The organism is Nostoc sp. C96 (assembly GCF_059384975.1).
Window position 1 is genome coordinate 2750811 of sequence record NZ_CM182020.1, and the last position, 18377, is coordinate 2769187.

20 protein-coding genes are annotated in these 18377 nt (G+C 41.0%); 9 read left to right on the forward strand and 11 right to left on the reverse strand.

Going from position 1 to position 18377, the window contains the following annotated elements:
- The first annotated feature begins 2 nt into the window (after positions 1-2).
- The 6 genes from AC504W_RS11850 to AC504W_RS11875 all read left to right on the forward strand — a co-directional run bounded on the left by AC504W_RS11850 (position 3) and on the right by AC504W_RS11875 (position 5749).
- Positions 3-215 (forward strand): hypothetical protein, encoded by a 213-nt coding sequence (locus AC504W_RS11850; RefSeq protein WP_494877876.1) that lies wholly within the window; start codon positions 3-5, stop codon positions 213-215.
- Between the two features lie 158 nt (positions 216-373).
- The gene (gene dacB / locus AC504W_RS11855; protein WP_494877877.1) at positions 374-1840 is read left to right on the forward strand and encodes a D-alanyl-D-alanine carboxypeptidase/D-alanyl-D-alanine endopeptidase; all 1467 of its coding nucleotides are present in this window, start codon (positions 374-376) and stop codon (positions 1838-1840) included.
- 422 nt (positions 1841-2262) lie between these two features.
- Entirely contained in the window at positions 2263-3411 is a 1149-nt protein-coding gene (locus tag AC504W_RS11860) for a sulfate ABC transporter substrate-binding protein (protein ID WP_494877878.1), read from the forward strand.
- 159 nt (positions 3412-3570) lie between these two features.
- Positions 3571-4452, forward strand: a complete 882-nt coding sequence (gene cysT, locus AC504W_RS11865) for a sulfate ABC transporter permease subunit CysT (protein ID WP_494878634.1) — start codon at positions 3571-3573, stop codon at positions 4450-4452.
- Positions 4439-5314: a sulfate ABC transporter permease subunit CysW gene (gene cysW / locus AC504W_RS11870; RefSeq protein ID WP_103126282.1), complete on the forward strand. Its 876-nt coding sequence runs from the start codon at positions 4439-4441 to the stop codon at positions 5312-5314. The genes cysT and cysW overlap by 14 nt, the downstream gene beginning before the upstream one ends.
- A 168-nt stretch (positions 5315-5482) precedes the next feature.
- The gene (locus tag AC504W_RS11875; RefSeq protein ID WP_494877879.1) at positions 5483-5749 is read left to right on the forward strand and encodes an NIL domain-containing protein; all 267 of its coding nucleotides are present in this window, start codon (positions 5483-5485) and stop codon (positions 5747-5749) included.
- A gap of 334 nt (positions 5750-6083) precedes the next feature.
- On the opposite strand, the gene AC504W_RS11880 is transcribed toward AC504W_RS11875, so the two are convergent.
- From AC504W_RS11880 to AC504W_RS11895, 4 genes are read right to left on the reverse strand one after another with little or no spacing between them, the layout of a single operon-like run.
- Entirely contained in the window at positions 6084-7352 is a 1269-nt protein-coding gene (locus AC504W_RS11880; protein ID WP_494877880.1) for an MFS transporter, read from the reverse strand.
- Positions 7312-7791, reverse strand: a complete 480-nt coding sequence (locus tag AC504W_RS11885) for a MarR family winged helix-turn-helix transcriptional regulator (protein ID WP_494877881.1) — start codon at positions 7789-7791, stop codon at positions 7312-7314. Before AC504W_RS11885 ends, AC504W_RS11880 begins: the two co-directional genes overlap by 41 nt.
- 19 nt (positions 7792-7810) lie before the next feature.
- The gene (locus tag AC504W_RS11890; RefSeq protein ID WP_494877882.1) at positions 7811-8668 is read right to left on the reverse strand and encodes an ABC transporter permease; all 858 of its coding nucleotides are present in this window, start codon (positions 8666-8668) and stop codon (positions 7811-7813) included.
- Entirely contained in the window at positions 8625-9479 is an 855-nt protein-coding gene (locus AC504W_RS11895) for an ABC transporter ATP-binding protein (RefSeq protein WP_494877883.1), read from the reverse strand. The genes AC504W_RS11890 and AC504W_RS11895 overlap by 44 nt, the downstream gene beginning before the upstream one ends.
- 256 nt (positions 9480-9735) lie before the next feature.
- On the opposite strand from AC504W_RS11895, the gene AC504W_RS11900 reads away from it, so the two are divergent.
- The 3 genes from AC504W_RS11900 (at position 9736) to AC504W_RS11910 (ending at position 13544) form a co-directional block, all read left to right on the forward strand.
- Complete coding sequence (locus AC504W_RS11900) at positions 9736-12288, forward strand: penicillin acylase family protein (RefSeq protein ID WP_494877884.1); 2553 nt, start codon at positions 9736-9738, stop codon at positions 12286-12288.
- A gap of 196 nt (positions 12289-12484) precedes the next feature.
- Entirely contained in the window at positions 12485-12976 is a 492-nt protein-coding gene (locus tag AC504W_RS11905; protein ID WP_494877885.1) for a hypothetical protein, read from the forward strand.
- A gap of 187 nt (positions 12977-13163) precedes the next feature.
- The gene (locus tag AC504W_RS11910) at positions 13164-13544 is read left to right on the forward strand and encodes a thioredoxin family protein (protein WP_494878636.1); all 381 of its coding nucleotides are present in this window, start codon (positions 13164-13166) and stop codon (positions 13542-13544) included.
- Positions 13545-13618: 74 nt separating this feature from the next.
- On the opposite strand, the gene AC504W_RS11915 is transcribed toward AC504W_RS11910, so the two are convergent.
- The 7 genes from AC504W_RS11915 to cysE form a co-directional block, all read right to left on the reverse strand.
- A complete protein-coding gene (locus AC504W_RS11915; RefSeq protein WP_494877886.1) occupies positions 13619-14158 on the reverse strand; it encodes a (2Fe-2S) ferredoxin domain-containing protein in 540 nt (179 codons plus the stop codon).
- Between the two features lie 137 nt (positions 14159-14295).
- A complete protein-coding gene (gene nifT, locus AC504W_RS11920) occupies positions 14296-14499 on the reverse strand; it encodes a putative nitrogen fixation protein NifT (protein WP_494877887.1) in 204 nt (67 codons plus the stop codon).
- The gene (locus AC504W_RS11925) at positions 14474-14761 is read right to left on the reverse strand and encodes a nitrogen fixation protein NifZ (RefSeq protein ID WP_096576457.1); all 288 of its coding nucleotides are present in this window, start codon (positions 14759-14761) and stop codon (positions 14474-14476) included. Before AC504W_RS11925 ends, nifT begins: the two co-directional genes overlap by 26 nt.
- Complete coding sequence (gene nifV, locus AC504W_RS11930) at positions 14748-15881, reverse strand: homocitrate synthase (protein ID WP_096576459.1); 1134 nt, start codon at positions 15879-15881, stop codon at positions 14748-14750. The genes AC504W_RS11925 and nifV overlap by 14 nt, the downstream gene beginning before the upstream one ends.
- Before the next feature lie 388 nt (positions 15882-16269).
- A complete protein-coding gene (locus AC504W_RS11935; RefSeq protein ID WP_015114101.1) occupies positions 16270-16467 on the reverse strand; it encodes a DUF2949 domain-containing protein in 198 nt (65 codons plus the stop codon).
- Between the two features lie 124 nt (positions 16468-16591).
- Positions 16592-16825, reverse strand: a complete 234-nt coding sequence (locus AC504W_RS11940; protein WP_494877888.1) for an Asr1405/Asl0597 family protein — start codon at positions 16823-16825, stop codon at positions 16592-16594.
- Between the two features lie 59 nt (positions 16826-16884).
- Positions 16885-17646 (reverse strand): serine O-acetyltransferase, encoded by a 762-nt coding sequence (gene cysE / locus AC504W_RS11945; protein ID WP_494877889.1) that lies wholly within the window; start codon positions 17644-17646, stop codon positions 16885-16887.
- Positions 17647-18377 lie beyond the last annotated feature (731 nt).

The window sequence follows — 18377 nt, forward strand, 5'->3', positions numbered from 1 at the left end:
CTATGATTTGTTCAATAGACAGCAGCGATAGGATGTTTTGGCGATTTGCTCAAGAAAAGCAGATGATTCTCTTAATAGCGAATCGCAGTATGAAGGGAGAAGATTCTTTAGAACAAGTGATACGTCAAGAAAGTCTGCCAACATCTCTACCTGTAATTACTCTTGCAAATGTTGACCGCATATATAGAAAGAAAATATCGAGAACAGTGTGTTGAGTGCCTGATCGAGATTGTACTTTATGTTGAAAATTATTTAGGCGTGAGTAGGCTATTTATTCCTTAGTAAATTTTAATACGTTTAGTATACTGGCTGCGGCGATCGCCAAACACTACAAAATAATATAACTGTCAGTTCTCAATGTAGAAGTTTAAGTATGTTTTCTCGCAAAATTTCCCTGAGTTTGCTGCTACTGTTGCTGGGAACCCAGACTGGAATTACCCAACAAGCAGTTACAGCCCAAACTCCAGTTCCCCCTGCAACTACCACAAAATCACTGTGTCCTGCTGAACTAAGAACATCTATAGATTCTGCAATCAATCGTCCTTTATTTAGCCGCGCTCGTTGGGGAATTTTAGTTAAAAACTTAGCTTCTACGCAAACGCTTTACAGCCACGATGCTGAGAAATACTTTACACCTGCTTCTAATGCTAAGTTGTTGACGACAGCTGCGGCGCTGAAGCAATTAGGCGCAGATTTTCGCATTCGTACCTCTGTTTATCAAGTTGCTGATGGTAATTTGCGTGTAGTTGGTCGAGGAGACCCCAGTTTAAAAAATGCTCAATTAACACTATTAGCCAAGCAATTACGTCAACAGGGCATTACTCAAGTCAATAATTTAATTGCTGATGATAGTTATTTTCAAGGAGATTTGATAAATCCTAGTTGGCAATGGGAAGATGTACAAGCTTATTATGGCGCACCAGTCAATAGTTTGATTTTGAATGAAAATGCTGCTGTATTAACAGTGTTACCCCAAGCTATAGGAAAACCACTGCAAATTAAATGGGCTGATCCTACAGAGGCGTATCAGTGGCGAGTTGAAAATAATTCTGTCACGGCGCAAAAAGATGAACCAGGGTTAGTAGAAGTTAAGCGTGACTTAAAAGGCGCTGTGCTGTATTTGCAAGGACAACTGGCTGTAAATTCACAACCAGATATTAATGCGATCGCAGTATTTGACCCTACACAAAATTTTTTACGTCACTTTCGTCAAAGTTTAGCAGCAGAGGGAATCTCTGTGCAGCAAACATCTACTGCCAGTGGTGGTACTAATGAACGCGAAATAGCAACAATTGAATCTCCACCTTTGTCTGAATTGATTAAGGATATGAATTTAAACAGTAATAATTTATTTGCTGAAGCTTTATTAAGAACTTTAGCCCACACACAACAAATAGCAGAAAATCAAAATACTGCTGATGTTGGGTTAAAAGTTATGCAAGAAACATTAACTCAATTAGGCGTAAACCCCAATAGTTATAGTGTGGTGGATGGTTCAGGACTATCGCGGAAAGATTTAATTAGTCCAGAAGCTTTGGTACAAGTTTTACAATTAATCGCCGCATCACCAGAAGCCAAAGTTTTTCGGGCTTCTTTACCTGTCGCTGGAGTTAGTGGTACTTTACAAGGGCGTTTTCGCAACACATCGGCTCAAGGCATTGTCCAAGCTAAAACCGGAACTTTAAAAGGTGCAATTTCTCTGTCAGGATATATAGATTCGCCACAATTTGAGCCGTTAGCTTTTAGTATCATTGTGAATCAATCTGAGCAACCAGCCAGCACGATCAGGCAAGCTATGGATGATGTTGTTATATTGCTAACACAGCTAAGGCGTTGTTAATCTAATAAAATTTTGAGAATGTTGGGTTTCGTTTTCAAACCCAACCAAATATTATTTTAACAATAGCCATGAGTACCAAATACCTGGCGGAGGAAAAGCGATCGTAAGCGCAATATGTTTTCAAGTGCGGTTCTGCCAAAGTAAATAGGCGCAATTAACCCAAACTATATCAAGTTTGGTCAAAGGGGTATAGAGAGTGAGCAAAACCTCACATCTTTATACCCCTCTTAGCATCCAAGATTTTTGTGTAAGTATTTTTAATCGCTCACCAAACTGCTACAATCTCCCTATTCTCGATAGAGAATATGAATTTTTTGTTGAGTTTGCAATTAAACAGAATTAATCCGTGCAAATATCCAGTAACATAAATCTTATATAACCATATATACATCAATTTACCGTAGATTGAGAGGAGCCACGGAATGAATTTTTGGCAGCGTCCCCTGAAGCGATCGCAGCAATTTACTACTCAGCACAAACCATATCGGTTCAGGCTCAATTCGCTCAAAGGTTTTGTATCGCTCACATTGGTAGGAGCTATTTTGAGCGTGGCGCTGGCCGCCTGCTCTGGTGGAAATAGCAGTAATTCTGGCACTGAAACTCCTTCTGCTAGTCCAGTTGCAGCTAACAAATCAAACGTTGAAGTCACCTTAGTTTCTTTTGCTGTAACTAAAGCAGCACACGAAGCCATCATTCCCAAGTTTGTCGAAAAGTGGAAGCAAGAGCATAACCAAACCGTCACTTTTAAACAAAGCTATGGTGGTTCTGGCTCTCAAACTCGCGCCGTCATCGATGGTTTGGAAGCCGATGTGGTTCACTTGGCGCTGGCTGGAGATACGCAAAAGATTCAGAAAGCCGGACTGATTGAGCCAGGATGGGAAAAAGAAGTTCCCAATAATGGTATTGTTTCTAAATCTGTTGCGGCGATCGTAACTCGTGAAGGTAATCCAAAAAACATCAAAACTTGGACAGATTTAGCCAAAGATGGCGTAAAACTCATTACAGCTGATCCAAAAACATCGGGTGTTGCTAAGTGGAATTTTCTCGCGCTGTGGAATTCAGCAATTAAAACTGGTGGAGATGACGCAAAGGCGACGGAATTTGTCTCCAAAGTTTATAACAATGTACCGCTGTTGACTAAAGATGCGCGGGAAGCAACTGACGCATTTTTCAAGCAAGGTCAAGGTGATGCTTTAATCAACTACGAAAATGAAATTGTTTTAGCAGAACAAAAGGGAGAAAAAGTAAATTACATCGTCCCTGATGTCAATATTTCTATCGATAACCCAATTGCTGTGGTTGATAAAAATGTTGATAAGCATGGCACCCGTGAAGTTGCCGAAGCTTTTGTAAAATACCTTTACACACCAGAAGCCCAGCAAGAATTTGCTAAATTAGGATTCCGCCCAGTTGATGAAACTGTTGCTCAAACTAAAGAAGTGAAAGACAAATTCCCCAACGTCAAAACTTTAGGCACAGTACAAGATTACGGTGGTTGGAGTGAAATTGATAAGAAATTCTTTGCTGAGGGCGGTGTTTTTGACAAGATTCAAGCCCAAAAGAAACGGTAAATAGTCAATAGTCAATGGTCAAGAATCAATGGACTTATCTGTAAATAAATATCAGAGCTTTCATAGCGAGGATATAAACCTAATTTTTAGATAAGTCTATTTTTCAATGACAAATGACCAATGACAAATGACCAATGACAAATGATCAATGAAATTTTTATGGCTGTATCTTCTTCTCCATCTCCACATCAACATCTTGCTTCTCCAACTCCATTCTGGAAGAAATTCCTAAATCAGTTAATTCATTTGCCTTGGACATGGCGCATTACTTTGGTATACCTAACATTTATGTTATTTATGCCAATAGTGGCGATGTTCTTAAAAGCCAGTACCGAACCTCCGGCAAGGTTTTGGGAAATTGCTACCAGCGATGTTGCATTAGCTACTTATAACGTCACTTTTGTCACATCTATAGGAGCGGCGCTGCTTAATGGTGTATTTGGAACTTTAATTGCCTGGGTTTTGGTGCGTTACGACTTCCCCTTCAAAAAGATAATTGATGCCACCGTAGACTTACCCTTTGCCCTACCAACTTCCGTTGCTGGTTTAACATTGGCAACAGTGTACAGCGATAATGGCTGGATTGGTTCACTTCTAGCACCATTGGGAATTAAAGTATCTTTCACTCGGTTGGGTGTAGCAGTGGCAATGATCTTTATTTCCCTACCTTTTGTTGTTAGAACTGTGCAACCAGTACTGCAAGAAATGGAACATGACATTGAGGAAGCTGCTTGGTGTTTGGGTGCTTCTCAATGGCAAACATTTTGGAAAGTGATTTTACCACCATTATTCCCAACAATTTTAACGGGTATTGCTTTGGGTTTTTCCCGTGCGGTTGGTGAATATGGCTCAACAGTCATTATTTCTTCTAACACACCCTATCAAGATTTAATTGCACCAGTACTGATTTTTCAACGCTTAGAGCAGTATGACTATTCTGGCGCTACTGTGATTGGTATGGTGTTACTGACAATTTCTTTAATACTACTATTGGCAATTAATTTCTTACAAGCGTGGGCAAGAAGATATGACAGTAAATGAGCCAAGATTTCACTCATCTGGGTCTAATACCAATGCAGCCAAGCCCAAACAGCAGAATAGTTGGGTTCCCACCCTTTTAATTGGTATTGCTATTGCATATTTAGCCTTAATTCAATACATCCCAGCAATTAACGTTTTTTTTCAAGCCTTTAAAAAGGGAATAGGCCCGTTTTTTGCCAACCTAACACACCCTGCCTTTCTTCATGCAGCTTGGCTGACGTTAATACTGGCGTTGATTGCTGTGCCATTAAATACAGTATTTGGCTTGTGTGCAGCTTGGGCGATCGCGCGACATAAATTCCCTGGTCGTGCCATAGTTTTAAGTATTATCGATCTGCCATTTTCCATCTCCCCCGTAGTTGCTGGGTTGATGATTGTCTTACTCTACGGTCGCAATGGTTGGTTTGGCCCTTTTCTGCAAGCCCACGACATTAAGATTATCTTTGCCTTTCCTGGTATGGTGTTAGCGACAGCCTTTGTCAGTATGCCCTTTGTGGCGCGAGAAGTCATTCCTGTGTTAGAGGAATTTGGTAGTGACCAAGAAGAAGCAGCTAAAACCTTGGGTGCAAAAGATTGGCAGATATTTTGGCGCGTCACCTTACCCAGCATTCGTTGGGGATTACTTTACGGTTTAATTTTGACCAACGCCAGAGCAATGGGCGAATTCGGCGCTGTTTCTGTAGTTTCTGGTAACATTGCTGACAAAACCCAAAGTTTACCATTGTTTGTGGAAGATGCTTACAAACAGTATGAAACTGAAGCCGCCTTTTCAGCCGCAGTACTGTTGGGACTTTTAGCAGTAGTCACCTTGATACTGAAGGAAATTTTAGAACGCAAAACTCGCATCAAAGATGTTGAATAAAGTCTGAAGTGTGAAATTTTCACCTTTAGCTTTCTGCCTTAAAAATAGGGCATAGGAAATGGAACTTAAGACTCAGCGAGAACTTGCGTGCGCGGGTTACCCGCGTTGAGCAAACTTCTGTAACTCAGCACTTTTATTGTTCTCTATTAATCAAAGGCTGATTTCGATATGGCTAGTGAAGATACCCTGAAATCTAAACGGATACGCCTAAGAATTCCCAAAGATTATCATCAAGAACCTGTAATTTCTCACTTAATTTCAGACTATGGTTTGACTGTAAATATCACTGCGGCAATTCTGAGAGCTAATGCTGTAGGTGATGGTTGGTTCGACTTAGAACTCAAAGGAATTGATCCACAAATTCAGGATGGATTAAGCTATCTCCAAGGTTTACAACTAGAAGTTTGGGACGATAGCAAAATAGCTGACTGGTAATACCATTTTGGATTTTAGATTTTGCGAAAAGTTGCGTGGGCGGGTTTCCCGACTTGAGCAAACTTTTCAAGACGGATTTTGGATTGGGTAAGGGTTGATTGGTAAGTTTTTGGATCATCCATCTGTCGCAATCATTTTTTAATTTGGTATAAGTTGACTTAATTTGATATGAGTTCGACAAGTTTTTTATTACCTCACCCCAACCCCTCTGTCTTGAAAAGTTTTGCGCCGGTAAACCCGGACGCGCAAACTTTTCGCTCCGATGCGGAGAGGGGCTGAAATATCCTCAATTACTGACGAAAAAGGGAGAGGTTTTTAATCGCCATAACTCACGTTAATCCAATTCTTCCAATGCCCCAAGTTTAAGCATACCTGGCCAAATCTTAGCTACAGCCAGTACGACTAGAATAGTGCCAACACCACCACCAACAACCGCTGCAATAGGGCCAAATATGGCAGCAGCTAAACCAGATTCAAAACCGCCCAATTCATTAGAAGCGCTGATAAATACGCTATTAATTGCTGCCACCCGACCACGCAAATGATCGGGTGTTCTAATTTGGACTAAAGTATGGCGAATCACCACACTAATACTATCTAACGCGCCACTCAATACCAACATAAGTATAGATAGCCAAAACCAACGCGATAGACCAAAAATAATAGTGACAACACCAAAGCCAACTACTGACCAGAGTAAAGCTGGGCCGGCTTTGCGTAATGGTGGTAGATACGCCAAACTCACCGCCATAATTAGCGCCCCAATGGAAGGAGCCGCTTGTAGGTAGCCTAATTCTACTGGCCCGACGCGCAAAATATCTTTGGCAAAAATCGGTAGTAGGGCGATCGCACCGCCAAATAACACCGCAAACATATCTAGGGTAATGGCGGCTAAAATCAATTGATTCTGCCAGAGAAATTTCATCCCGGCGGAGAGTGCTTGCAGAGAAATTGGTTCTTTAGTGCGGGTATTTGGTTGCTCTTTAATTGCCGCGGTGAGACAGAAACAGAAAAAAGCCGCGATCGCAGCTAATATATATACGCCTGTGGCACTTCCCAGCAAAGCAATGCCAAATCCACCCAAGGCGGGGCCAATAACGGCGGCTAACTGAAAACTACTACTGTTCCAAGTCGCAGCATTGGTAAAGGCACTTACAGGTATTAACTGCCACATCAAAGCATCACCCGCAGGTTTGAGAAATGCCCTAGCTACACCAGATAACATCAAGCAAGCATAAATTAAAAATATCGCACCCTTGGTATAGGAAAGTACAGCTAAAGTGAGGGAACAAAGAGCGAGTAAGATGACTGAAGATAAAACAGTGATTTTGCGATCGCGGCGATCGGCCAAATCTCCGGCAATTAAGGTGAGGGCAATAATGGGTAAGACTTGGGCGAGTCCCACACCGCCTAACGCTAAAGCTGAATCGGTGCGTTCATAAAGTTCCCAGCCGATCGCTACAGTCTGCATTTGCGAGCCAGTAAATAGCAGCAAACGCCCAATGGTAAATAATCTATAGTCTCGAAATCTCAAAGCCGCAAAGGGATCATGTTGTCCAGGCTCATTCTTCTGGCGAGTGAATTTCCGTTTGATCGAAGACATTTTTTAAGAAGGTTAACCCTTGTTCTATCTGGGAAAATTCTTCGGCTGACAGACTATTGAGAATGTCAGCAATTTGAGCGCGAGTATGATTGAGGGATTGCTGGAGATGGTACTTTCCCTCGTCAGTTAAGTTGAGAACTATCCGCCGTCGCTCTTGGGGATGGTGTTCACGTTGCACTAAGTTGCGCTGTACTAGCCGTTCTATTGTTGCTGAAGCTGTTGCAGAGGTGACACCGAGATGTTCTGCCAAACCAGATAGTGAACCACCAGGATTACGATTGATAAATGCCAGCGATCGCAACTGGGGAATTGACAAGAATCCGGCGTTATGCGCTCGCATCTCCTTCCTAATAAACCGCATCACTAATGGAACTGTTTCCATTACTTTGGCAGCACATTCTTCAGAAGTCGCACCATGTGAGGGTTTATCAAGCTTCATGGGCTAGTTGTTCTCCTACTTACATCGCCACCCGTGGATAAAGTTTGCCACAGATGAGGGTTAATATTATTAATGTTAGTAGGAGAATTGTACAATCCAACCCAAACCCATAGAGACTTGTGCCATTAAGTAGCATTGTGCCGCGTAAAGCATCAACTTCATAAGTTAAGGGGTTGATATGGGAAATAAATTTTAGCCAGTTCGGCATTAAGGAAATGGGATAAATCGCATTGCTGGCAAAAAACAACGGCATGGTTAATAATTGCCCAATTCCGGTCATACGTTCGCGGGTTTTCACCAAACAGCCAATAATTAGAGAAAAAATGCAAAAGCAACTTGCACCCATGAGAACGATTAATAAGACTTTGATAATTGCCAAGGGATACAAATTGAGCTTTACCCCTAATAACAGTGCCAATCCGTAAATAATAAATACCTGAGATAAGCACCGGACTCCGCAAGCCACCGCTTTGCCTAATACCATAGCGACGCGGGGTGTAGGACTCGCCAGGAATTTATGCACAATCCCTAAATCCCGTTCCCAAATCAGGGTCATTCCCCCAGTGAAAATAGCGACAAATAATACACTCTGGGCGAGAATCCCTGCTGTCATAAAATCTAAATAAGGCAGATTTCCGCCTGTAGGAATGGCTCTAGTTTTGGCGAAGACTTGCCCAAATATCAGTAACCATAATGCTGGTTGGACGGCTCTAACGATTAAATCAGTAGGATCATGACGTAGTTTGCGGATTTCTAATTCGGCGATCGCGAATGTTTTGAAGACTAACTCACTAATTGCAGAGATAAAATTATGCTTGCGAATAGCTTTGGTTCTAACCCAACCGTTGAGCAGTACGCCTGGTTCTTGCTGTGTCACGGTAGTTAACTCCTGATACTAATTGGTCGCCTGTGTAGTGAATAAAGACATCATCTAAAGTTGCATTCGGCTTATCTAGTGAGGCTTTTAAGTCTTTGGGTGCGCCTTTGGTAATTTCTTCGCCGTGCTGCATAATTACCACTCGGTCACAAAGATTATCGGCTTCTTCTAAAAAGTGAGTGGTTAAAAATATTGTTGTGCCGAAATCATTACAAAGTTTTTGTACCAATTGCCAAACCTGAGTCCGTGCTAGAGGATCTAGTCCGACAGTGGGTTCATCTAAAAACAAAATTTGCGGTTGATGCAAAATTGATTGGGCAATTTCTAACTTGCGAATCATCCCACCAGAGTAATTTCGCACTAAGCGGTGGGTGGCATCGGCTAGACCCATAAATGCCAGAATTTCTTTAATGTATCGCTCTCGATATTTGCTAGGAATTTCATACAACTTGGCAAATATCAACAGATTTTCGTAACCTGTGAGGCTACCATCAGCAGAAAGAGCTTGCGGTACATAGCCAATCACTCTTCTGACAGCCATCGATTGATGGGTGATTTCATAGCCAGCTAAAGTTGCTTTCCCTGCACTGGGAGGTAACAGAGTTGTCAACATTTTAATAACTGTACTCTTACCTGCCCCATTCGGCCCTAGTAAGCCAAAAATTTCACCCTGTTCTACAGAGATACTGATGTTGTTAACAGCCGTAGCTTTACCAAAATGGCGTGTCAGTCCTTGGGTTTCTAAAATAATCGGTTTCGGTGTGCTGGCTGGTGTTTCCGACCGATCTGCTTTTCCTATCAGTCTTGTCACAAGTTTGATGTACTCTTTTATATTTAGATAACCTAAATATTAGGTTTGCAATATATTCCTGTCAATAGCTAATGGCATAAAAATTGACTTGAGGTCAGGAGGAAAGAATTTATTCTCCCTTAAACTCTTACTCTGCGTGTTTCTGCGTGAGAAAAAAATTATTGATGAAGGATGTAAACGATTGAAAAGAAAAATTCCGCAAACTGCCAATTACCAGGACAATTTGTTCCAGTAATAAAATTGGCAGAACTCCTCCATGAATCCACGCTACTCATATATCAAAGGCAGAAAAAAACCTTGGTTCCGCCAAGGACTGCAAATTGCTGTAATGACTCTGCTATTACTGGGGCTATTGGTAGGAGGATTTGCCATTTATACTGTCCGGCGTTCTTTTCCTCAAGAAAATGGCAGTATCCAACTAGCTGGATTAAAGGCAGAAGTGACAGTCCAGCGGGATCAATGGGGAGTTCCGCATATATATGCAGCCAACACCCATGATTTATTCATGGCGCAGGGTTATATACACGCCCAAGACCGTTTCTGGCAAATGGATTTTTGGCGACATATCGGTTCTGGGCGGCTGGCAGAAATTTTTGGTGAGTCTCAGGTAGAAACAGATAGATATCTGCGAACAATGGGGTGGGACAGGGTAGTACAGCAAGAAATTCAGCAAATTGATGGGCAAATGCAAGCAGGTTTGCAAGCATATTCTGATGGAGTAAATGCTTATTTGGCAGAACATCAAGGTAGTGCCTTGAGTTTAGAATATGCTGTGTTGCAGTTACTTAATCCCCGCTATAAACCTGAACCTTGGCGACCTCTACACTCTTTAACTTGGGGTAAGGTAATGGCTTACGATTTGGGGAGGAATTTTCAAAGTGAAATTGAACGGACTATTTTGCTGAAAAGCCTGACACCAAAACAAGTTGAAGAACTTTTTCCACCTTATCCAAAAAATTTACCTGTAATTTTGCCGGAGTTGCAAACTGATCAAGTTGATAAAGTCAAAGAAGATTTACCACCTAATTTCCCAATTGCGATCGCTTCTACTTTAGAGTCAACTATCCCACCAATCAAGGCGTTGGAAAAACTCATAGGTGCAACAGGAATAGGTATTGGTTCCAATAACTGGGTAATATCTGGTCAACGTACCGCCACCAAGAAACCAATTTTGGCAAATGATCCCCATTTAGCTGTGCAGATTCCTTCTATTTGGTATGAGGTGGGATTGCATTGTATAAACAAGAGTGCGGAATGTCCTTATAACGTAGCTGGTTTTTCCTTTGCGGGAATGTTAGGGGTGATTATCGGTCATAGCGATCGCATTGCTTGGGGTGTGACTAACGTACAATCTGATGTGATGGATTTATATATTGAGAAAATCAATCCCCAAAATCCCAACCAGTACGAAGTTAATGGTAAATGGGTAGATATGCGGCTTGTGCCACAAACAATACAAGTTGCCGGGAGTCTGCCAATTGTGCATACAGTCCGCTACACTCGACACGGGCCAATTCTTTCGGATGTTTCACCAAATTTGCAAAAATTTCCACCGCAGCCATCAATCAACCTACCGCCACAATATGCAGTGGCTTTGCGTTGGACAGCTTTAGAACCTTCGAGATTAGCTTACTCAATTCCGGCAATGAATCGCGCCCAAAATTGGCAAGAATTTCGTGCTGCTGCGAAGGATTTTGATGTACCTGCCCAAAATTTGGTTTATGCAGATATTGATGGCAATATTGGCTATCAAATGCCCGGTAAAATGCCAATTCGCGCTAAGGGAGATGGGCGTTATCCGGTTGCTGGTTGGACGGATGAATATGAATGGCAAAGCTATATTGATTTTGAAAAGTTACCTCATAGCTTTAATCCAAAACAAGGATATATTGCCACAGCTAACAATTTGGTAGCAGATAAATATCCGTATGTAGTTACAACCGATTGGGTTTATGGTTATCGGGCGGCGCGAATTACGGAAATGATTAACCAACAAACTCAACCCATTGCTGTGAAAGATGTCCAGCAAATTCAAGGTGATAATAAGAATTTAAATGCCCAAGTTTTAGTTCCCTTGTTGCAGAATATCTCTTTAGCTAACCCGCAATTAGAAACAGCCAGAAAGTTGTTAATAAATTGGAATTTTCAGCTAGAAATGTCATCGCCAGCAGCAGCATTATTTGAAGTATTTTGGAAACATTTGTTAGCGGCTACTTTTCATGATCAGTTGCCAAATGAATTTTATCCTGATGGGAGCGATCGCTGGTATGCTGTAGTACAAAATTTAGCAACTCAACCTCATAGTTTTTGGTGGGATAATCGGAAAACGCCACAAATAGAAAACCGCGACCAAATTTTGCAGCAAGCCTTTACAAATGCGGTGACAGAATTAGAAAGTATTCAAAGCAAAAATCCGCAGAAATGGAATTGGGGGAAACTGCATACTATTACTTTCCGCCATGCAACATTGGGTAAATCTGGAGTTTCACCAATTGAAGCATTATTTAATCGCGGTGCTTTTGCAACTGCGGGTAATGGCGAAACTGTAAATGCGAATCGTTGGAGAGCCGATAAATCTTTTCAAGTTACAGATATTCCTTCTCTACGGATGATAGTAGATTTGAGCAATTTGGATCAATCACTCGCTATCCATGCTCCCGGACAATCTGGACACGCTTTTCATCAGCATTATACAGATATGGTCGAGCCTTGGCGCAAAATTGAGTATCATCCTATGCTTTGGGAAAGTAAGACTGTTAAAGGTAATACAGCGAAAACTTTGAAGTTAATGCCTAAATCTCAGGGTTGATGCAATCAATAGTTTTTTATACTCTAGAAAGATAACTATTAAGTACTAACTGACTAACGGTATAATTTATGGGTTTACAACCGTGCTTAAAAATTATCAAAGTTAATTGACTCACGTTGGGTGCTATCAAGTAAACGTCCAAATAAACTCACTGGCTCAGGATATTGCTTTTCTTTCTCCAGCCAGTATAGATGATATGCCAAATAATTGGTCTTGTAACTGGGGGAATTTCTGGAAAAATACTAACTTCGAGTGTCAAAATATAGTCAAACTCGTTTACCAGGATCAAGTTTGGGGATTAGTGCATTATGGTCTTTATCCATATCTTTATCCCAATTCTGTTCCTCCCAGATTTTTAGAGATAGAACACATAGAAGCACACCCTACAAGTCGAGGAGATGTTGCTGGGAGGTTTATGGAACCGATTGGCAAATGGTTAATATGGTATGCAACACAGGTTGCTTTAAAGTTTTGTCAAACACAATCAGATGATCCTCTCGTTATTTTAGAAGCTCTAGATACAGCTGTGTCATACTACAGAGATAAAGTGCAGATGGAATATCTTGGTTTCGCACGTAGCACTCCTGGAGAAGATTTATATGGCTTCAGATTCTCACGAACAGCAGCAGCAGAATTCTGTCAGCGACATGAAAGCCAATGGGGAGGATCAAAGCTATATGAGCAGTGATGAAATTAAAGCCGGGTCAAAAGAGATGATGACTCACACTCAAAGACAAGCTTTTCTGAAAACATCTTCTTTAGGAAAATTATTCGGAGTTGCACATTTACTCCCTGAAGTTGCAGAAGTAATGCACACAGATCATACACCCGCAAATGAAGCCAAAGCAGAAACCGCATTATCTGGCAGTGAAAAGATATTTATACAGGTAAATGAAAGGAGTTTTACACAGGAAGTTTTAGAATCTGACGTTCCTGTATTAGTATGTTTTACTGCACCTTGGTCTGGTTTATGTACAATTATGTGGCCTTTGGTGGTGCAATTTAAAGCTAAGTTTAGTGAAAAAATTAAAGTAATTGAGATTAATGCTGATGAAAATTTCCAACTTAGTAATACTTATCGCTTAAAATCGCTGCCGACTTTGATATTGATAGAAAATGCCTGCATCCAACATCGCTTAGAAGATTTTCGAGGTAAGGAAGACTTACGTTTAGCACTTGAAGAAATTAAAATTACCTACATTAATAAACATAATACCTGTAAAGATCATCAAGTCAATAAAGATATCGCTAGTTGACAACACCAAAAATAAATAGGGGTAAAACTTTTACCCCTATTTAGTGATATATACATTTGACAAGAAGATTTAACTTAGGTTAAGTGATTTTCTAGGAGTGATGCGATCGCTTCTGGGTGAAGTTTTTTATACTTCTTTTTACCGAGTTGTAAAACGCAGTTAGGTGCGCTACTGCAACGCTTTTGACAATCTGTGTGTTCGATTTTTACTTTATCTAACAAACCGCGATCGCACAAAGTTTTTTCTATTTCTGATAATAAACCTTTACCGCCGCGTTTCACACAACCAGATTTTTGACACACCATAATTTTTGCTTGTGGTGGCGGTGATAATTCTTGATTTGGGCAAGTATTAAGTTGTGTAATTTGATGTGCTTTAATTTTAATCTTGCCTGTATGGGTATTGACTTTAGTCACACCACAAATGCGAATTTGTTCACCAGGAATTAAACTACATGGCAAAGTACTACGCAATTCTTTTGGTAATTTAATATGCAAATTACCGGAAGCAATTGCTAATTGCAGATATTTAGCTTTTCCTGATTTAATACCAGCAAAACCTAGGAACTGCCCTTCTAGGTTCAATTCCGATAACTTGAGATATTTGTCACCCATGTTAACTACTCAAAATTTCCACTAAGAAATAATTAACCCCAAGCTTTTGGGGCGTTGTTGCTCATGCAGAGTAAAAAGGAAGAAGGAAAAATTGGTGTTTACCTTTTGCCTTCTCTCTTTACTTTTGACTTGTAATTTTAAGCCAAGCGTTTAGCTTCTACAGTTTTAGGTAAATTTGCTACATCAGGTATTTCGGGGAATTCTAATTCCCAACCATTGGCTAAGGTAAGAATTTTTCCAGCTTCACCGTCTGTTTGTTTAACTACTACTTCTTCTAAATCTTTTTTAGCGACGTAGACTGTTAAATTACCAGCATCATTCATCCGTAGCATTACCTTCATGATTTTCCTCAGCAGATTCTAGTTCTTTTTTGCGACAACCAACAACGATTCCTTTATCTAAGAAATGCACAGCATAAATATAGGAACGTTGTAGAAAAGTACCTATACTTGCGATGTAACCAATATCTCCTTTTTTTGCTAAAATTTCGCCAATTTCTCTACCGGGAAATGTACCATCGTTTTTAATTTGTTTGCGGAGTCTGACTTTTTCGCCAACTTCAAAATCGGGTTCTGACTCTAATTCATATTCATCGGGTTGCATGAGAATACCTCTGTTCTTTTACCAAGTTCAAAAGTTCTTCTGTTGTGAGGCTACGTTTTTTCTTAACTGATTGCTGGCGAACTGCATCTAAAACAGATTGGGTTTCTTCGGGGTTGAGAAAGATTCCATGCTGCTGAAGCAAGTTAGATACTAAATGTTTGCCAGAATGTTTACCAACGACTAAACGTCGTTCCCAACCGACTTCTTCCGGTGCAAAGGGTTCGTAGGTGTTGGGGTTTTGGAGTACGCCGTGTGCATGAATTCCCGATTCGTGAGCAAAGGTATTTTCGCCTACAATAGCTTTCCAAGGTGGTACGCCAGCACCAGCAGCAGCGGCTACGAGTTGGGATAATTCCAACAAACGGGGTGTGTTAATCCCCATATCTAAGCCATAGATGCGTTTGATGGCCATAACAACTTCTTCTAAAGCGGCGTTACCTGCTCTTTCACCTAACCCATTAACGGTGGTGTTAACAGATGTGGCTCCACCTTTAATTCCGGCTAGTGCGTTAGCTGTCGCCAAGCCGAAATCGTTGTGGGTGTGGATTTCGACAGGAATTGACAGCCAAGAAACAAGCCGTTTAACTTTTTTGTAGGTGGTGAAAGGATCGAGAACTCCTACGGTGTCGCAGAAGCGAAAGCGAGATGCACCCCATTCTTGAGCATACAGAGCGACATCTAACAAGAAGTTTTCATCGGCTCTGGAAGAATCTTCGCCACCGACAGCCACCCAAAGACCGCGATCGCGTGCGTAACTGATACAATCTTTGAGTCTTTGCAGACTTACTCGCCACTGTCCATGAAATTTCGCAGCGATTTGGATACCAGAAACTGGAATCGCAATATGGACTCGCTGCACTCCACAGGCGATGGAAGCTTTAATATCAGAAATTACAGCACGATTCCAAGCCAAAAGGTTGGCTTTTAATCCCAAGTCAGCAATGATTGAGATGGCACGAATTTCTTCTTCTCCCATTGCTGGGATACCGACTTCTAATTCATGCACGCCGATAGCATCAAGAAATTTGGCGATCGCCACTTTTTCTTTTAAGGTAAAAGCAACACCTGCTGCTTGTTCGCCATCGCGTAATGTAGTGTCATTAATGATGATTTCACTCATTTCAAACAGCCTCATAGGTATTTTTCTTAATATTCTTTCTGGAGCGTTAACTGTTTTCCGCAACGCTAAGTAAAGGTAAATGCTATAAATTAATACAATTAATATTTTGTCTTCATCATTCTTTAATATTACCCAGATTAAGATATTGCATCTGTATGGCAGAAAACAAAACGACAGTATAATTTAACCGCCATTTTTACTATTGTCAGACAAAGTTTTTTCGAGTAGGAGATAGCCTAGATAGGTATTAACTAGACTGGATGTTAATAAGAAGGCAAAGCCACAAATTAAGCTGGAAATCATAGTGCTATCTCCCAATAATTACAAGTCATTTATGCCAAAAAGTAAAAGTTGGCGAATCCCTATCGCCTGGAAATTGGAAAGTCCTTCATGGCTGCTCATCCAGCCAATCTAAAATTTGTTCTAGCTGTTGTAAGTTAACCAATCCATATTGCCAAAGCAGCATGGGTAATGGTGCATCATCAAATTTTTTGTGTCGCAGCGCTACAGCAATATCTGCATTAGTCAGTTCGATTTCTGTATGTAAAAAATTGATGAATTTTGATTCTTTTGTGCGGGTGGACATAATTAGGGCAGAAACAGATAAGTATAGAGAAGAATTAAAGGTTGTGAATGCAATTTAAGCGACTGAAAAAATCAGAACAAGCGATATTACAGAGGCTGATTTTTTGCTGTGAGCAAACGCAGGTTTATAAATACCAGCAATGTTCTAACCAATTAACTAATTCTTGACGAGGAGCTAGACATTGCATAACGGTACTGCGGACTAAAATTGCGGCGAGTAAACTGTTGACTTGTACCCGTAAAGAACCATCGGGGGGACAAGCACAAGGAATCATCAACTCTTGCAAACGGTGGTAGATTCGCCAGCGATCGCTCAACGGAATCTGTAAAATTTGCTCACCTAAAGTGTTGTTGGTCATGAGTCATTTGTCCTTTGTTATTAGTCATTGGGATTTTGTGTAAAATTAGTTACTATGCTTCATTCTTTTGCCTTTTGACTTTTAACTTTTGACTTACTGACTGACTCGTAACTTTTGAGTTTTTGTTCAAGTTGCTCAATGCGAGAAAGTAAGGAACGAATGACTGTGGCTTCCACATCTGGGAGTTTGTTGTGTTCCAAGGGAGACTGATGATTGTCTTTGCGCGAGATAATCCGTCCAGGAACGCCGACAACCGTGGAATCAGCAGGGACATCACGCAACACAACCGAACCTGCACCCACACGGACGCGATCGCCAATTTGAATATTCCCTAAAACCTTCGCACCGGAACCAACCACAACGTTTTTACCGACAGTTGGGTGACGTTTCCCGCTTTCCTTCCCAGTTCCGCCGAGAGTCACCCCTTGGTAAATTAGCGTGTAGTCTCCCACAATCGCCGTTTCCCCAATCACAACCCCCATCCCGTGGTCGATAAATACACCTTTACCAATCTCTGCACCTGGGTGAATTTCAATTCCCGTGAAGAATCGACCAATATGAGAAATTAAGCGGGGAAAGAAAGCTACCCCTCGACGATGCAACCAGTGCGCGAGACGATGTAAACAAAGTGCGTGCAATCCAGGATAGCAAAACACCACCTCTAACCAATTACGTGCAGCAGGGTCACGTTCAAAAATAATCCGAAAATCACTCAACACTGGCTCAAAATCAAAGCCAGAGAGTAAATTTTTCAGCAGGGATGTTTTTACAGAATCTGGCGCTACTGTCGCTTTTTGATTACTGTCTAATGACTGTTGCATCGTTACTGTCTGGGTAAAAAGCCTTGTGCTATTTTTATGCTTATATCAGGCGACTCCCAACAGGACAGTACACTCTATGTCGGTTGGATTTATTGTATTTATTAAGGTTGTACTCAACCACTGCAAAGCTTGATTTTTAATTAATAATAAATTTCTCTTGGGGTAGGGGTACTAGTTTTTCAAGGTAGGGGTACTAGTATTTCTTGGGTGGGGGTATCAGAATTGCGGTACTCACTATCAAACGCTTCGCCTGTCAGAGTTTGCAGCGATTTAGCCAAGTTATTTTACGATATATTAAGCTGTACTCAATTGCCCGGAAATGGGGTGTAGAGACGACTACAACTTAATTTCTGTATTCCTAGTTACGATTGTAATTTTACGGTTTTGCCACGCAAAAAACCAAATTCTTCACCTTGTTTTAGCTTTTATTTTTTGTAAATATCTATACTTTTATCATTATTAAATTGTCGCAATCCTCAGATTTTGTTTGGAAAGTGTTTTTGTGAACATCAAAATCTGAAAAACCTAACCCCCCAGCCCCCCTTCCCTACGAGGGAATGGGGGTTTTAAAGCCTCTCTCCTTGCAGGGGAGAGGTTTGGAGAGGGGTTTTTAGTATCTTTCATGACTTTCCAAACATCTTCTTAGATTTTGCATGATAACTTTCTTGTGGGATGAGCTTTGAGCCAGTCCGATGCAGGCAAGATGTCTACACAACAAGAGTTATATTTAT

Coding starts and splice junctions, on each gene's coding strand:
- AC504W_RS11850 (WP_494877876.1), top strand. CDS start 3: ATGATTTGTTCAATAGACAGCAGCGATAGGATGTTTTGGCGATTTGCT.
- dacB (WP_494877877.1), top strand. CDS start 374: ATGTTTTCTCGCAAAATTTCCCTGAGTTTGCTGCTACTGTTGCTGGGA.
- AC504W_RS11860 (WP_494877878.1), top strand. CDS start 2,263: ATGAATTTTTGGCAGCGTCCCCTGAAGCGATCGCAGCAATTTACTACT.
- cysT (WP_494878634.1), top strand. CDS start 3,571: ATGGCTGTATCTTCTTCTCCATCTCCACATCAACATCTTGCTTCTCCA.
- cysW (WP_103126282.1), top strand. CDS start 4,439: ATGACAGTAAATGAGCCAAGATTTCACTCATCTGGGTCTAATACCAAT.
- AC504W_RS11875 (WP_494877879.1), top strand. CDS start 5,483: ATGGCTAGTGAAGATACCCTGAAATCTAAACGGATACGCCTAAGAATT.
- AC504W_RS11880 (WP_494877880.1), bottom strand. CDS start 7,352: ATGTCTTCGATCAAACGGAAATTCACTCGCCAGAAGAATGAGCCTGGA.
- AC504W_RS11885 (WP_494877881.1), bottom strand. CDS start 7,791: ATGAAGCTTGATAAACCCTCACATGGTGCGACTTCTGAAGAATGTGCT.
- AC504W_RS11900 (WP_494877884.1), top strand. CDS start 9,736: ATGAATCCACGCTACTCATATATCAAAGGCAGAAAAAAACCTTGGTTC.
- AC504W_RS11905 (WP_494877885.1), top strand. CDS start 12,485: ATGCCAAATAATTGGTCTTGTAACTGGGGGAATTTCTGGAAAAATACT.
- AC504W_RS11915 (WP_494877886.1), bottom strand. CDS start 14,158: ATGGGTGACAAATATCTCAAGTTATCGGAATTGAACCTAGAAGGGCAG.
- nifT (WP_494877887.1), bottom strand. CDS start 14,499: ATGAAGGTAATGCTACGGATGAATGATGCTGGTAATTTAACAGTCTAC.
- AC504W_RS11925 (WP_096576457.1), bottom strand. CDS start 14,761: ATGCAACCCGATGAATATGAATTAGAGTCAGAACCCGATTTTGAAGTT.
- nifV (WP_096576459.1), bottom strand. CDS start 15,881: ATGAGTGAAATCATCATTAATGACACTACATTACGCGATGGCGAACAA.
- AC504W_RS11935 (WP_015114101.1), bottom strand. CDS start 16,467: ATGTCCACCCGCACAAAAGAATCAAAATTCATCAATTTTTTACATACA.
- AC504W_RS11940 (WP_494877888.1), bottom strand. CDS start 16,825: ATGACCAACAACACTTTAGGTGAGCAAATTTTACAGATTCCGTTGAGC.
- cysE (WP_494877889.1), bottom strand. CDS start 17,646: ATGCAACAGTCATTAGACAGTAATCAAAAAGCGACAGTAGCGCCAGAT.